At 60.0% G+C, this 14,816-nt stretch carries 11 protein-coding genes; 2 read left to right on the top strand and 9 right to left on the bottom strand.

Annotated elements, in window-relative coordinates; all coding sequences use genetic code 11:
- Positions 1-174: 174 nt before the first annotated feature.
- The 7 genes from GDA65_09360 to GDA65_09330 form a co-directional block, all read right to left on the bottom strand.
- Positions 175-1,692 carry an efflux transporter outer membrane subunit gene (locus GDA65_09360; GenBank protein MBA5862902.1) on the bottom strand — a complete coding sequence of 506 codons (1,518 nt, stop codon included), beginning with the start codon at positions 1,690-1,692 and terminating at the stop codon, positions 175-177.
- The gene (locus GDA65_09355; protein ID MBA5862901.1) at positions 1,689-2,681 is read right to left on the bottom strand and encodes a biotin/lipoyl-binding protein; all 993 of its coding nucleotides are present in this window, start codon (positions 2,679-2,681) and stop codon (positions 1,689-1,691) included. Before GDA65_09355 ends, GDA65_09360 begins: the two co-directional genes overlap by 4 nt.
- Positions 2,678-3,430: an ATP-binding cassette domain-containing protein gene (locus tag GDA65_09350; GenBank protein MBA5862900.1), complete on the bottom strand. Its 753-nt coding sequence runs from the start codon at positions 3,428-3,430 to the stop codon at positions 2,678-2,680. The genes GDA65_09355 and GDA65_09350 overlap by 4 nt, the downstream gene beginning before the upstream one ends.
- 5 nt (positions 3,431-3,435) lie before the next feature.
- Positions 3,436-4,566, bottom strand: a complete 1,131-nt coding sequence (locus GDA65_09345; protein ID MBA5862899.1) for an FtsX-like permease family protein — start codon at positions 4,564-4,566, stop codon at positions 3,436-3,438.
- Entirely contained in the window at positions 4,563-4,970 is a 408-nt protein-coding gene (locus tag GDA65_09340; protein ID MBA5862898.1) for a hypothetical protein, read from the bottom strand. Before GDA65_09340 ends, GDA65_09345 begins: the two co-directional genes overlap by 4 nt.
- Before the next feature lie 183 nt (positions 4,971-5,153).
- On the bottom strand, positions 5,154-7,214 hold the full coding sequence (locus GDA65_09335; protein MBA5862897.1) for a GAF domain-containing protein: 2,061 nt from the start codon (positions 7,212-7,214) through the stop codon (positions 5,154-5,156).
- Between the two features lie 102 nt (positions 7,215-7,316).
- Positions 7,317-8,774 carry a DUF814 domain-containing protein gene (locus tag GDA65_09330; protein ID MBA5862896.1) on the bottom strand — a complete coding sequence of 486 codons (1,458 nt, stop codon included), beginning with the start codon at positions 8,772-8,774 and terminating at the stop codon, positions 7,317-7,319.
- Positions 8,775-9,101: 327 nt separating this feature from the next.
- On the opposite strand from GDA65_09330, the gene GDA65_09325 reads away from it, so the two are divergent.
- Positions 9,102-9,329, top strand: coding sequence for a hypothetical protein (locus GDA65_09325; GenBank protein ID MBA5862895.1), 228 nt, complete (start codon positions 9,102-9,104; stop codon positions 9,327-9,329).
- 242 nt (positions 9,330-9,571) lie between these two features.
- On the top strand, positions 9,572-11,119 hold the full coding sequence (locus tag GDA65_09320) for a hypothetical protein (GenBank protein MBA5862894.1): 1,548 nt from the start codon (positions 9,572-9,574) through the stop codon (positions 11,117-11,119).
- A 444-nt stretch (positions 11,120-11,563) separates the two neighbouring features.
- Here GDA65_09320 and GDA65_09315 read toward each other — a convergent pair whose 3' ends face one another.
- A complete protein-coding gene (locus GDA65_09315; GenBank protein ID MBA5862893.1) occupies positions 11,564-12,685 on the bottom strand; it encodes a hypothetical protein in 1,122 nt (373 codons plus the stop codon).
- A 2-nt stretch (positions 12,686-12,687) separates the two neighbouring features.
- Positions 12,688-14,502 (bottom strand): amino acid permease, encoded by a 1,815-nt coding sequence (locus GDA65_09310; protein MBA5862892.1) that lies wholly within the window; start codon positions 14,500-14,502, stop codon positions 12,688-12,690.
- Positions 14,503-14,816: the final 314 nt, after the last annotated feature.

The raw sequence follows: 14,816 nt of genomic DNA, 5'->3' as shown, positions 1-14,816 counted from the left end.
AAGTCACAGGGGCAGTCGTGTGAAAAGGCTGGGCCGGGCCTGGCCCGCCGTCTGATCGGGGTTACGGAATCGCACAACGTCAGATAGCCCGATCCGACCGGAAAATTCAAGTTGAAAGTCCGCCGCTCAGCGGGTGCTATTTGATGTGTATCAAGGGGGAGCGAGAGGAAGGACTCACCGTGGCATCGATCTCGACGTCGGAGTGGAAGGAGTCGCGGGAAGCTGCTGCCATCCGCCGCCGAGCGCTTTGTAAAGGCTTACCATATCGGTTAGCCGCGCCCGCTCTGTTTGCGCGAGTTGCGTTTCCGCCGCCAGCATCGTCCGCTGGGCGTCCAGGACATCAAGGTAATTCACGAGCCCCTTTCGATAGCGGACTTCCGCCAACCCGACGGCGGCCGTGGCGGCTAGGGCCTGCTCCCGTTGTCGCGTCAGTTGCTCGGCGCGGGCCTGGATCGACACCAATAAATCTGCGACCTCCCGAAAGGCGAGCAGAATCGTCTGTTGGTAAGCTTCCAGCATTTGTTGATAGCGTGATTCAGCCGCATCCAGCCTCGCCACATTGGTTCCACCGAGAAAGATGGGCAGGGTCACCGATGGGCCGATGCTGAAGTTGGCGCTGTTGCCTGTGAACCAGTTGGCAAACTCGGCGCTTTGCAGCCCTCCCTGACCGGTGATGGATAGGGTCGGGAAAAAGTAGGCACGCGCCTGGCCGATGCGAGCATTCGCGGCGATAAGGGTGGCTTCAGCCTGCAGAATGTCGGGTCGCCGTTCCAGCAACTGTGACGGAAGGCCGACCGGAATATCCGGCTGGACAATGACTTTTCTCAACGACATCGGCGCCAGTGCCACACTGCCGGGCGCCGATCCGGTCAGGACTTCCAGGCGATGCAATTCCATCGCGCGCAGGCGGGTTAAATCGGGAATCTGTCCCGCGCTTTCGGCGACCAGCACTTCCGTCCGTTTCACATCCAGGTCGGAGGCCAACCCCACGGACGCACGTTTGCCGATGATCTCCAGCGAATCCCGGCGCAGGGCCAAGGCGCGTTGGGCGATCTCAATCTGCTCGTCCAATTCGCGAATGCGGAAATAGGCCTGGCCCACATCTCCGATCAGGGTCAGGGCGATCGCGCGCGCATCTTGTTCGATGGCCTGCGCATCGGCAGAGGCGGCTTCCATCCCGCGACGAATGCGGCCCCAGACATCGAGCTCCCAGCGCAGGTCGGCCGCTCCGTTCCAGAGGTCGAAACTGCTGCCGGGTCTGGCGAAAACCTGAGGCCCGGGTTGTTGTCCGGTCGCCAATCCGAGTCCCGCGAACGTATTTTTGGAGATGGAGATGTTGGTGTAACTGCCCTGCACGTTCAGTTGGGGATAGAGCCCTGCGCCGGCGGTGGTGACCGACGCGCGGCCTTCGATCACGCGAGAGACGGCTCGACGCACATCGTGATTTTGCGCGAGCGCGCGTTCGACGAATTGTGTGAGTTCCTCGTTCCGGAACGCCCGCCACCAATCGGCTTCCGGTGTTTTTCCGGAGTCGCCGGCGAGCAGCGGCCCGGAGGCCACGCGAGTCCAGTCGGCGGGCGTCTCAACCGGCGGACGTGTATAGGGCTGGCCTTGCAGGCACCCGGCCAGTGCAATGGCCAGCATCACGAAGACTGCCGGGGCCGCATGTGTTACGAAGTCCGGCCGGTTCATTTTGGCGACATCTCGCCGGAAGGTTCGCCGGCCTGTGCTTGGGCCGGCCGGCCGGTTGAGGTTCGTTCGATGAACACATCGACCTGTTGACCGGCATAGACGGGGAATCCCGGGCGATCAAACCGGTAGATGATCTGAAGGACGCGCGTGTCCACCCGTTCGGTGTTGTCGCCGGTCAGGGATTTTTTGGGAACAATGTATGGTTCGATGCGAACAAAGGTCAGGGGAATGGCTTGCGCCGTATTGCCCTTCAAGTAGGCGACAGCCGGCCGCTGCGGGGCGACGAGCGGGGCGTTAACCTCATCCACTTCTGCGCGGACCTGTAATTGCTGCATATCTCCCAACAGCATGAGCGGTTCGGCGGCGCCCGTCGTCAGTGCGAATTCCCCGGCCCGGATATTCACCTGCAGGATCGTGCCGGCGCGCGGCGCGCGAACGGTCAGCCGGTCCAGCAGCAGTTGCGTTTCGTCCCGTTGCGCGATGACCTGTTTCAGCGCCGCCTCAAAACGACTCATGGCGCGTTTCGCCATTTCCGCGGCATACCAGGTGCGTTTGACATCGTCCTCGCTGACGGCCCGACTATCGCGAACGGATTTCAACCGCTTGAGTTGCGTGTCCAGATCGCCGATGCGGTATTTCTGTTCTTCCATTTGCGCTTCTGCCGGTGGAATGGCTGCCTGCCGGGCCACGAGTTGCGCGCGAAGGTCGCGATCGTCTAACTGCAACAGCGGATCGCCCTCTCGCACCCCGTCTCCGACCGCGACAAGGACCTTGGTCACCAGCCCCGCGCTCGGCGGGCCGATACGCACATTCTCGTTGGCTGCTTCGATGATGCCGCTGGCCGCGACGGTGGTCGCAAAGGGGGAGCGGGGTGGTTCCACGACCGGTGTCGGCATGGGAGCGGTGTTGCCGGCGGTCAGGACGGACCAGGCAGCGAATGCCGCGCACACAAGCGCGAGCCAGACACTGACACGATTGAGAATCATCATGCGGTTGCCTCTGCGTGAATCGGATGGACGCCCACAATGCGGCCGTCCGTGAGTTCCGCCATGCGATCACCGAAATGAAAGACCCGGCTGTCGTGGGTGACGACGATGACGCAGCGGTTTGGCGCCCGCCCGACGTCGCGAATCAACTCCATGATCTTCTGTCCGTTGGGCCCGTCGAGCGCGGCAGTCGGTTCGTCGCAGACGAGGAGCTGCGGATCGTTGACCAATGCGCGCGCGACGGCAACGCGTTGTTGTTGTCCGCCGGAAAGATTCCGGGGCAGAAATTCGGTGCGATCGCCGAGCCCCACGCGTTCCAGCATCAGCCGCCCCCTCGAAATGGCCTCGGGTCTCCGCAGGCCCTGAATCAAGAGCGGGATGGCGACGTTTTCCGCTGCCGTCAATGCGGGCAGGAGGTTGAATTGTTGAAAGACAAATCCCATTCGCTGTCCCCGAAAACTGGTTCGAGTGCCCGCTGTCATGTTGGTGAGCGAGGCGCCCAGCACCTCGAGTTCGCCGGCGTCGATATCGAGAATTCCGGCAATGGCTGAAAGCAAGGTGGTCTTGCCTCCACCGGATTCTCCGACCAACAGCAATAATTCGCCGAAATGCACATCAAGGTCGATGCCCTTGAGCACTGTCACGGTGGTTTCGCCCGTCCCGAAGGATTTCACCAGGCCTCGCACCTGGACTGCCACAGGGAGGCGGGGCGGTTCCTGCGCCGTTGCTGCATTGTCTGCCGGACCATCCATCGATATCATCGAAACACAATGGCCGGTTCGAGTCGCGCGAGTTTGGTAATACTGATCAACGCCGACAGCGTGCAGATGCCCAGGAGTGCCACGAGCACCAGGAGCAGCAACTGCCAGGTCTCTACAAAGGGCAAGCCCCCGCCCCTGGCTGAAAGAAATCCGAACCCCGTGGCAAGACCAATCCCGACTCCGTAGCCGGTCAGTCCCACGGTGAAGGCTTGCAGGAGGATCATCCGCGCGAGCGTGAACGTGGACGCTCCCATCGCCTTGAGCGCGCCGAATTGTTTGAGGTTTTCCACCGTAAACAGATAAAACGTTTGTCCCGCGATGGCCATGCCGACGATGAACCCCAGCAGGATCGTGGTGCCGAAGTTGATGCCGATACCGGTATTTTTGAGAACCCATCTGATGGTCTTCCAGCCGAATTCTTCGGCGCTGAACGCGCCCAGTCCGGTTTGTTCATGAATGCGGGAGGTGACCTCGCTCACGGGCGCTTCGTCAATGGCTTTGGCCAGCACGTAGGACAGCGTCCGGCGCTCACGGGGTACATAGCGAATGGCGCGTTCGTAAGTGGTATAGACCACGGGGATGTTCGTGAAGCTCTTCTGTGTTTTGGCAATCGCGACGACCCGGGCCAATTTGTCGTTCAACTCGAATAGCGTGCCGACCCCGATCACCGAGGGCCCACCCATTCGTTCAACTGCCCATTGATCCAGGACGACGGCGTCAGGTTCCAGAATATCTTCAAACCGGCCTTCCAGCACTTCGGCGGGACGCCCGATGAGCGTGGGAGCATCCAATCCGGTCAGGGTGATCTGGTGGTAGTCCCCGTTGGCGAGGCGAGCCCGTAACACGCCTTTATACAGGGGGACGGCCCACTCCACTCCGGATACGCTGCGTACCCGGTCCACCGCGGTATCGGCGATGGGTTTAACTTCGTCAACCTGACCGATTCCGGGGTCGGTGACCCAAATGGGCACATTAATGTTGCTGATGCTGGATTGCGACCACATCATGAGGCCCCAGAAAATCGACCCCTGTTGCACGATCAGCATGACGGCAAAGGTCAGCCCGCAGAGTAGCATGAGGTATTTCGCGCGATCGCCGAAGAGCATTCTGAGCGCCACGTAGCTCATTCGGCATCCTCGCTTGCCTGGCGGTGCGTGGCAAAGGCCATGACGAGAGGTGTCTGGGGAAGACTGATTTGATCGTGCCGATGAAAGAAGACGGTGCAGATTCTGGCAATCGGGCAACCCTGGTGCAGGGCGACCGTCCAGAACCGCCGCACATGCTGGCCATCGGGCTGCTGCACTTCATCCATCAGGCGCAGGGGGCCGGGAAATGGACTGCTGAAGGTAATGCCCAGAGAGGCGACACGCTCGGCCAGTCCTTCGGCCAGGAAGTCGAGAATGTCTCCGCACCAGGAGAAGCGGCGGCCATCTCTGCTGGCTTCGCCTGAGGGGAGCAACTGGCCCTGCCGTTCGGCGACATAGGCCTGAATCTCGCGACTGACAGACTGTGGTGTCGGTCGTGAAGTCATGAATTTCATGGAGGCAGACAAAAGCAGGAGCAGTGCCAGCGATAAAACCCCAAGCTGCGCGTGTGTATCGTATTGAAACGTCGTGAGAATGCTGGAAGGCCCGAGGATTGTACGGGAGAAAATCGCTAGTGGTATCTGCCGAGATATTGGCAGACCTACATGGGCATGCCCATATGCGGGCATTTATGAGGCATGTCTGGGAGGGCGGTTGATATCCAATTTTTTCATGCGGTGCTGCAGCGTCGAACGTTTCATGCCCAGTTTTTCGGCAGCGCCCTGCTTTCCCGCCAATATCCAGTTGGTCCGAACCAGCACCTCCATAATGTGCGCGCGCTCCGCCTCCGCCAAGGTGCGAGGCGGGGAGGTCCGCTCATGGCTGAGACCGAGTCCATCCAGTTCATCGATCGTAAGGATAGACCCCCGACTGACGATTACCGCGCGTTCCATAAGATGCTCCAGTTCCCGAACATTTCCCGGCCAGTCGTATGCGGACAGGGCCTTGAGTGCGGCGCTGTTGATGCGGGTCACCGGCTTACGATGACGGAGGCCATATTTTTGGGCAAAGTGGCGAGCCAGCAGCGGAATGTCGTCGCGGCGTTCCCGGAGGGTCGGCAGGCGAAGCGGGAAGACATTCAGGCGATAGAAGAGATCGGCGCGAAAGGCGCGGCGTTTGATGGCTTGTTCCAGATCGACATTCGTTGCCGCCAGGACGCGCACGTCCACGCGGATGGTGTGGCTTCCACCGAGCCGGTTGAACTCCTGCGCTTCCAGCACGCGCAGAAGCTTCATCTGGACATCGATGGGGAGTTCCCCGACTTCGTCGAGAAAGATCGTGCCGCCGTGAGCCAGTTCGAATCGGCCCAGTTTCCGGGACGTCGCGCTGGTGAATGCGCCTTTTTCATGTCCGAACAGTTCGGATTCGATGAGCGTCGGCGGGAGCGCCGCGCAGTTCACGGTAATCAGCGCGTTCTGGCGGCGCGGAGACAGCCGATGAATGGCTTGGGCCACCAGTTCTTTGCCGGTTCCGGTCTCTCCCGTGATCAGCACTGTGGAATCGGTGGGCGCGACCATTTCAATCGCTCTGAGCGATTTCTGAAGTGCGGGGCTGTCGCCCACGAGGCTTTTCAGGTCTAATGAGGCGCCCATTTCTTCGCGCAGGTACACGTTTTCCTGCTCCAGTTGGTCCTTGAGTTGCCGGATCTGGTCATAGGCCGAGAGATTGGTGATGGCATGGGAAAGGTGAAAGCCGATTTGTTCCGTCAGGGCCAGGTCGCGTTCGGAGAACGCATTCCGCCGTTTGCTTCCGATGGCAAGGAAGCCATAAGGGGTTCCTCGAACGAGGAGGGGGCAGAGCATGGCGGAGAACACTCCAAGCGATTCGAAGTACCGGTGTTCGGCAAATCGGTCCTGATTGTGTCCGGTGAGAAGGAGCGGCCTGCGGGTGGCCAGAATTTCGGCAGCGGCCATCTGCTCGAACGGAAATTGCCGCAAGATGCCCTGGTCGATATCAACGCCTTCGCAGGCCACGATGTCGAACCAGCGGTTGTGGGGTTCGCCGACAAAGCGCACGAAGCCGATCACGTCATGATGGATGACGTCGCGGAGAATCGGTTGAATCGAATGGATCAGGTTGTCGAGCGTGATGGCGCCCAGCACGACCTGGTTGTTGATGGCCACCAGCGTGTCCCGTTCTTCAGCCGCGAGGACGGCGGTCAGGACCGGTGCGATGTGCCGGCTCAACAGGTCGAGGAATATGCGGTCCTCCTCAGAGAAGGCTCCCGGTTTCCCGGGCGCGGCAGCGACGATGACAGCCAGCGTCTTGGTGGTCGAGCCGGTCACGGATTCGAGGGGCATTCTAATGGGGGAGACCAGCACAGACGTGGCCCGGCAGATGTGCGGCGCGATCGCTTGGGCTTCGGCCCAGGGAGAATGGCTGAGATCGTCGGTCAGGATCGCCTGTCCGGCAAGGACCGCTGCTTCCTTGATGGTCCCGGCCGCGGGTAATTGCGCAATCGGGTAGGCGGGGGAAGCCGGGTCGCGCAAGCTCTCGGAGACCGGTGAAAACGCGGCAGTCGTCTCGCTGTACAGGTAGAAGGCGATGGCCTCGCAGTCCAGAAGGCGGGTGAGTGCTTGCTGGAGTTGTTCGTCGAATTGGCGCAGTGTTTTCACCTGGAGCAGAGCGCTGAGTGTGGGAAACCAGTCGCGCGTGTCAGTAGGGGTGCCCATATGTGGGCACTCTAGCATGTCCTGATTATCGATGGGAAGGCAGAGAAGTGAATGGCGGGACAGGATGACGGCACGGGACTCAGTATCGAGTGACGATTCGCCATCATCCCTGAGTCTGTGTCATCCGTGCGCGCTTCTGGATTTGAGTGCATCCAGGCGTGGTTTATCGAGCGTGACGTAAATGGACTTTTCCTGCGTGACGGTGACGGCGCCCGGTGCTTGCCCTTTGGCTTTCTTGACCCACTTGCGGCGGGTATAGATCACATCGCCCTTCCCGCTTTTTTTTAAATTACTGTACAGGAGGGCCAATGTCGCCGCGTCTCGGATCGTTTCTTGAGGCGGCTCCGTGCCTTTGTCCAATCGCACGACGACATGTGAACCGGGCGTGCCGCGCGCGTGAAGCCAGAGGTCTTCGCTTTTGGCGAGTCCGAAGGTGAGGTCGTCATTCTCGCGGGCATTGCGACCGACTAGAATGGGATGGCCGTCCGATGAGATAAAACGCCGGAATGGCCCGCGGGATTCGACGGCGGCGGCGCGATTGCGTCTGGGGGCCGGCGTCACTCGTGACGAAGAGCGTCCTTCCGTACTCGGTGGCTGCCAAGTTCCCTGTTTGATCGCTTCCAGTTCGGCTTGGGTCTGTTGAACCTCTGTTTCGATCGAAGCCAGGCGTGGCGAGATTTCCCGCTGCGCCGACACGAACTTACGATACTTGGCAAAGTACGCATCCATGTTGGCCTGCGGCCCCTTGGTGGGATCGAGCGGAATCGTCAATTCAGGCAGGCGTTCGTCGTAATAGTCCACGACTGAGACCGTATTCCGCCCCTTCTTGAGCAGGCCGAGATTCGCCTTCAACAATTCCCCGTACCGTGCATAGGGTTCGTACCGTCCAGCCTGTTCAAGGTCCTGGCGGAGCGCGGCCATGCGGCGCAGGAGCTTTTTGAGATGTTTTCGCAGTCCCGATTCCCGCGCGCGGGCTTGAGCCTGGTGGGATAACTCCGCTTCGCGTTCCCGATAGAACGCTTCGAGTCTGGATGAAATGGGGAAGCGATGATCGCCGACCAGCGGTTGCGTGTCCGGCCCGGATGCCGGCACTTCATGAGGCGAGAATCGAACAGATGTCGCCGTCGGAGCCTGATACACCAGACCGATGCGGTCTTTATTGTGCCGAAGCGTGGCATGTGTCAGGCCTTCTCCATCAAGAAAGAGGAGATCCGCGTTGCGGCTGAAGAGTTCTGCGATGAGTGATACCGGCCCATCCCGGCTGGTGAGGTCAAGGCGGACGATCCGGTCGCCTGCAATGTGGCCAATGGTGTCGATGCGCGCGCCCTGGATTCGAGCCCGTAGCAGCTGGCAGAAGGAGGGCGGGGTCGGAGGATTGGGGAGGGGCTGATGTGCGAGATGTATCCGCGCCGTTTCGTCCCGCAGGGAGCAGAGCAGCCGGCGAGTATGCCCGGGGACGCGAATTTCTAAGATGAGGGTGTCGGGGAGTGGTTGAGAAATTTTCTGAATCCAGCCTTCAGCCAGCGCCGGCGCCAGTTCTTGGACAATGGAACCAATTTCTGTCGCAGTGAGAGCCATTTTTTGTACGCCACGACAATCCCGCGACGCTCGATTTGGACGGTCTTATTCCACGGGCCTGAATGGGGAGGGAACGTTTTCGCTTGCTTAGCCGATTGTACCCATTTTTGTCCCATGAGACCAATTCGGTCACAAGGAAATCAATTCGGCCCGAGCGGACCGGTTTTGGCGAAGTCACCCCTCCCGCCAATCAATGATCTGCGCCGGAGAGCCGGTGGCATCCACATTGCTTCTCTTCACATCATCTGGTTGGTGAGTGGTACGAGTGGGCAACAGATCGTCCCGTTTCGACGGGGATCTCGGAGGCTGTCCGAAGGGAGGCGACTCATGACATGCACGAGATGTGAAGGCTTAATGGTGACGGACGATTTGGTCGATCTCCAGGAAAGTTATCATCCCATGCGGTTGCGTGGTCACCGGTGCCTGAGTTGCGGCAATGTGGTGGATACATTGATTCAACGGCACCGGATGGTGCAGAACTCCCATCTCCATCCAGTCCGGGGTGTCGTCCCGGAGAAGCCAATTCTGTTTGATTTGATCAGGCGCACGGCGTAATTGCTTGCCCCCGCGAAGACGGTGCTGGTTTCGCGGGGGGTGTTCGCCACCATCACGTACTGCCAGCTCATTCCGCCGCCTATCTGGTTCTCTTCTGTTTTGCTGCCACCTACAATCCAGCGCTTTCGCGATCTGTGACCTATCTTTGCCGTCGATCGTCATACGATGCGCTTGTCAGCGTCTAAGCAGTCGCGTAGAGTGCGCGCGCGGCACTCTCTTTGACTCAGAAAGGCTGTGGAGCGATGACGGTTCTGGATGCGCGGATGCTTGAGCGGGTGATGGAGGCGCTCCAGCGATCGATGCGTGGGTTGTTGAAGGATGTGTGCCGTGATTTCGCGCAGAACTATGCCGACGCCGTCTGCACGTTTGAGCTACCGATCGACTGGTTCTTGTCGCTCGGACGGTCCTTCACGCAGGCCGAGTACAGCAACTGGAAAGTGGTGGGCTGGATCGAGTCGCTGAACGACCTGCTGTATTTCGTCGACCTTGTGACGCAAGTGCGGCAGGAGCGGTCCCGAGGGGATATTGCCGAACAGTTGCGCGGCGAGTTTCGAGAGAAGTTCTACGAGCACGGCTATGCCGATGAGATTTTCCCCAACGGTAGACCGGAGCCGCGGTTGCTGCTCGGGCGTTTGACGGCGCTTTGCCGCCGGCTGGCTCGGGAAATCACGCAAGAGTCCGTCTGTCTTGCCCCGCGGCTGGCCTGCGCCTGGGTGGCGCAACAACGGCGGGATGCCTGGGTGGTGCCTTGTGATCTGACGGCGAACGTTGAGCGGGTCGAATTGCCCTGGGGCTGCGCAATCGGCACGGCGGGTGTCTTCTATGAGGCGACCGGCGCGGTCCGTACCGCGTTGCAACGCGCGGAGGGCCAGGGGGAATTTCTGATCACGGCGTCCGGGATGGAGTTGCTGGTCGGCGATCGCGCGTATCCCATGGTGAAGTGCGGCAGCCATGAGCGTTGGCGTTGGCGCCGCCTCGCACCGTTGCGGCTTCGAGAGACCCGATACGGATCGCTTGTCCTCGGGCCGACGCTTGTCTATGGAAAGGATAGGACGCCGGTTGGCGTGCGGCCGACGAGGCCGGAGGCAGCAAAACGCATGCGCCGGGCCTTATCTGCCATAGCCGCCGCCTGGCCGGAAGGGGATCGATTGCTGGCGTTGCTGACCTCGCGCATTGTGCCGTTGAAAGCCGCCGGGGTGGTGAGCTTCAGTTACCGGCACCGGCCGGGATTATCCGCGATCAATTGTTTTGATCGGGATCAACTGGACCTGATCGACGATCTGATCCACGAAAACAGTCATCATCACCTCAATCTCCTGCTGCGTAAGGATGTGATGTATCAGCATGATCACAATCAGGAGATTTTCTATTCGCCGTGGCGGCGCACCCTGCGGCCGCTGCGCGGAATTCTGCACGCCACATTCACATTCACCATGGGCGCCATGCTGTTCGAGCGGCTCGTGGTGTGGGGAGTAAGTAATGCGGGGAAGAGCGGATGGAAAAAGGCCGGCCTCAGCCGGCGCGATCTCGCCCGGGCCCGATACCGGTGCCTTGAGGAAATTGAGTCAGTCCGGTATTCGCTAAAGGATCTCGAGTATGCAGGCAGTCATCTCAAGTGGCTCACCGGCGGAGGCAGGCAACTGGTGAAGCACTTGCGCGATGCCCTCACCTGTATGGAGCGCGGAATCCAGGAGTATGAATTGGAAGTAGGCCGCTCATCATTCGGTTCCGCCTTGCGCCGGCATCGAGCCGAACTAGCCCAGGCGCGCGAAGCGTTAAGTCTGATGTAAATCCCTCGTGAATGAATGGCTATGATCGGTCGCAAAACCGGCCCTGGCTTCAACAGAAGCCGGGGCCGGTTTGTTAATCGAGCAGCCGCATGGTTCTCCGGCCTTATTGCGCGGGTCGGTTTTTCGCCGCTGCGGCAGCGGGCGCACGGTTTATTGGAATGCGGCAATGATGCATCCATCGAGAGGGCTGGATATGTCTGTATCTGAGAAGATACGGAAGTATCTCGGAGGATACGAGGCGAGGCATGAACTGAACGCTCTCCTAAAGGCGCCGTAGGTGGATTCGGCCTGATAGCAGGGGCGGCCTTAAGCATGTTCTGTAGGCTGCCCCAAAAGGTCCCCAGCAAAGCCGCAGGCAAGAAGCAACCGGAGGCGTAGCCTCTGGCTACGTTGAGGATTGGTTCGAGCCGAGAACGAAGCTGGGGATCTTTTTGAGCAGCCTAACTAAGGTTCGACGGTCACGTCGACATAGGCCGGCGCACTGTCGGCGCCCTTCTTATCCGTCACACGCAGCTTGAAACGAAACGTGCGCGTTTCGGAGACGTACGGCGCGGTAAACGATGGCTCCGCCATGTTCACATCCAGCATGGCCACTTTGCTCCCGCGCACCTGCCCCCAGGCATAGAACAGGGCTTCCCCTTCAGGGTCGCGACTCTGCAGTCCGCTCAAGCGCACCTTCGTGCCGGCCTTCACCGTTTTGGCGGCGCCGGCATGAGCAATGGGCGGTTCGTTCGGTTCGGGATTGACCTCCACGCGCACGTCGAGCGTGGCCTGTTTGCCGCGGTTGGTGACGGTGAGAGAGGTCTTGCCGATACCGACAATCTGCAGCAGTCCCTCGGGCAGGACTTTGAGGATCTGATCGTTACCGGATGTGTACACGGTGCCGGAACCGGGTGAGGAAAGGGGGCGGCTGATGCCGTCTGCGAATTCGCCGACCACCGGAAGTTCGAAGATTTTGCCGAGCGAATCGACGTGGCCGTAAGCGGAGGATTGTCCTGTTCGCCCGAGTTGTAACGGTTTCTCCGTTTCAAAGTCGATAGAGACCAGCTCGGCTGTCGGCTGAACGGTGACGAAGACTTCATCGAAAACGGTTTTGCGCCCCAGGCGGCCTTGGGAAATATCAGCGATGGCCAGGAGCCGCATGCGGCCGACGGCGTCGGGAGGAACCGGCAATGCCCCCCCGTAGGGCGGCACGCGGTCCACGGTGGACGTGAGCGCCGGCAATGCGACGACAGGCGCTCCTGTGACGCTGTCTTTCTGCCAATACTTTTCTGTCGACATACTCCCCTGGGAGCCTTTTCCTGCGGGCTCATCACCTTGTTCCACCAGAGATTCGGTCTGTTCAGGGTACCAGTAATAGCGCACTTCGACGAGGCCTGCCTCACGGCCGGCTTCGACCTCGACAGTGATTGGCTGGCCGGAGGTCAGCGTGGCGCCGTTTGCCGGAGAGACAATGGTAAATGCCAGCCCCGGATCGGGGAGGGCGCTAACCAGGAAGGCAACGGCCAGCAAGTGAGCGCCTGCGCTCCAACTCTTCCGATGTATCGTAGAGGGTGTCCTTCGCATGCTCACCTCGTCAGGTGATAGGGCACGTCAGTTAAAATGACGCGATCTTTAAACAACAGGGCGCCTTTCAACATAAAGGCCCGTTGATTGTGCAGGATATTTTGCCACCACCGGGCCGGAAGAATTTCCGGGATTACCACCGTGACCCAGCATTCCTGATCCTTCTGGAGCACCTGTTCGAGATAGTCCAGCAGAGAGCTCAGGACGGATCGGTAGGGAGACGGCAGCACCGTGAGAGGAACACCGCAACCCCACTGGGCCCATTGAATTTCCACCCGGGCCGTTTCCTCCGGGTCGACATCGACGAGGACGGCCCGAATATCTCCGGATCGACTCCGCGCATAGTCGACCGCGCGAATGACCGCGCGATTGACCCCGCCGATCGGCAACACCACGATATTGCGCCGCGGCATCGGAGGGCGATGTCCCCGTGCAAGCGCGACCTGCTCCGAGACGGCCTTGTAATGAGAGCGGATCGCCCGGAAAAACATGATGAGCATCGGGATAAGTACGATGACGATCCACGCGCCATGGGCGAACTTGGTGCTGGCGATAATCAGGGTGGCAATGGCAGTCGTGACGGCGCCGATGCCGTTGACCAGCAGCTTCTTTTCCCAGTGCGGGCCCTTCTTGACGAGCCAGCGCTTCACCATTCCGGCTTGCGAGATGGTGAAGGAGAGGAACACCCCCACGGCGTAGAGCGGAATGAGCGCATGGGTGTCGCCGTTGAAGAGAATGATCAGCAGGCATGAAAACACACCGAGAATGATCACGCCGTTGGAGAAGACCAGCCGATCGCCCATCATGGACATCTGGTGCGGCATGTAGCTGTCACGCGCCAGGATCGAAGCCAACCGGGGAAACCCGTTGAAGCTGCTGTTGGCGGCCAGGATCAAAATGATCATGGTCGATGCCTGGACAAGGAAGTACAGCGGGCCGGTTCCAAAGGTGGCGCGTGCGATTTGAGAGACGACGGTCTCGTCGGGTCTCGGCACGATGCCGAAGTAGTAGGCCATAGCGGTGATGCCGATGAACAGGGTGCCGAGGATCACTGCCATGCCGATCATTGTGAAGGCGGCGTTTTGGGGCTCAGGTTTCTTAAACGCGGAGACACCGTTCGAAATAACTTCGACGCCTGTCAACGCCGTACAGCCCGAGGAAAAGGCGCGGAGGAGGAGGAACATCGTCAAGGATTCCGTCGGAGCAAGGCTCGGCAACGGTTCGATCTGTGTCGCATGGCCAAGCAGGATTTGAATGGCGCCCACGCCGAGCATGGCCGTGAGTGTGGCGATGAAGATATAGGTGGGGACGGCAAAAAACTGTCCCGATTCACGGACACCGCGCAGGTTGACGACCGTGACAAGGAGAATGGCGGCGACGCAGAGGGCCTCCCTGTGGGCAAGCAGGTCCGGGAAGGCAGACGTGAGCGCGGCCATTCCGGCCGCGACGCTGACGGCGACGGTCAAGACATAATCGATCATCAAGGCTGCAGCGGCGACCAGGCCAGGCCATTCGCCGAGGTTTGACTTGCCTACAATGTAGGCGCCGCCGCCTTCCGGATATTCGAAAATAATCTGGCGATACGACATGGTCAGAATAGCGAGCAGGCCAATGATCGAGAGGCTGAGCGGGATGGAATAACCCACCATGGCGGTGCCGGCCAGGGTGAGGACGAGCAAAATCTCCTCGGTGGCGTACGCCACCGAGGACAAGGCGTCAGAGGAAAAGACGGCTAGGGCGAGTCGCTTAGAAAGGCGTTCGTGAGCGGCTTCCTTCGTCTTGAGTGGCAGGCCGACAAGCCAGCGTTTCAAGATCATGCGACATTATGCCTCAACTGGCAGAAGAGAGACAATGGAGCGTAGCGGGCACCGCCATGTCATCGAACGATGTCCGATGAGTCCAACTCCGTACCTTGCGCCGAGCGCGTGAATCATTGATGGAGAAGGTGGTATTCAGGTTCACGATAGGGCAAGGGGGTTGACAGAGACTTGTGACTTCAGTAATCTCCGACACTTGTTTTTAAGGAGTAGCCTGCGCGCGTGATGCCGTAAGGTTCTAGCCGGAAGGCGTGTGTCAAGGTCTGAGGTTGTCATGGTGTAATTCATAGGCGCTCACGACATTTAACTTTTGT

The organism is Nitrospira sp. CR1.1, assembly GCA_014055465.1.
In the GTDB taxonomy this organism is placed as follows: Bacteria; Nitrospirota; Nitrospiria; order Nitrospirales; family Nitrospiraceae; genus Nitrospira_A.
Note: the sequence above shows the minus strand (reverse complement) of the source record. Positions and strands in the feature narration are given on the sequence as shown.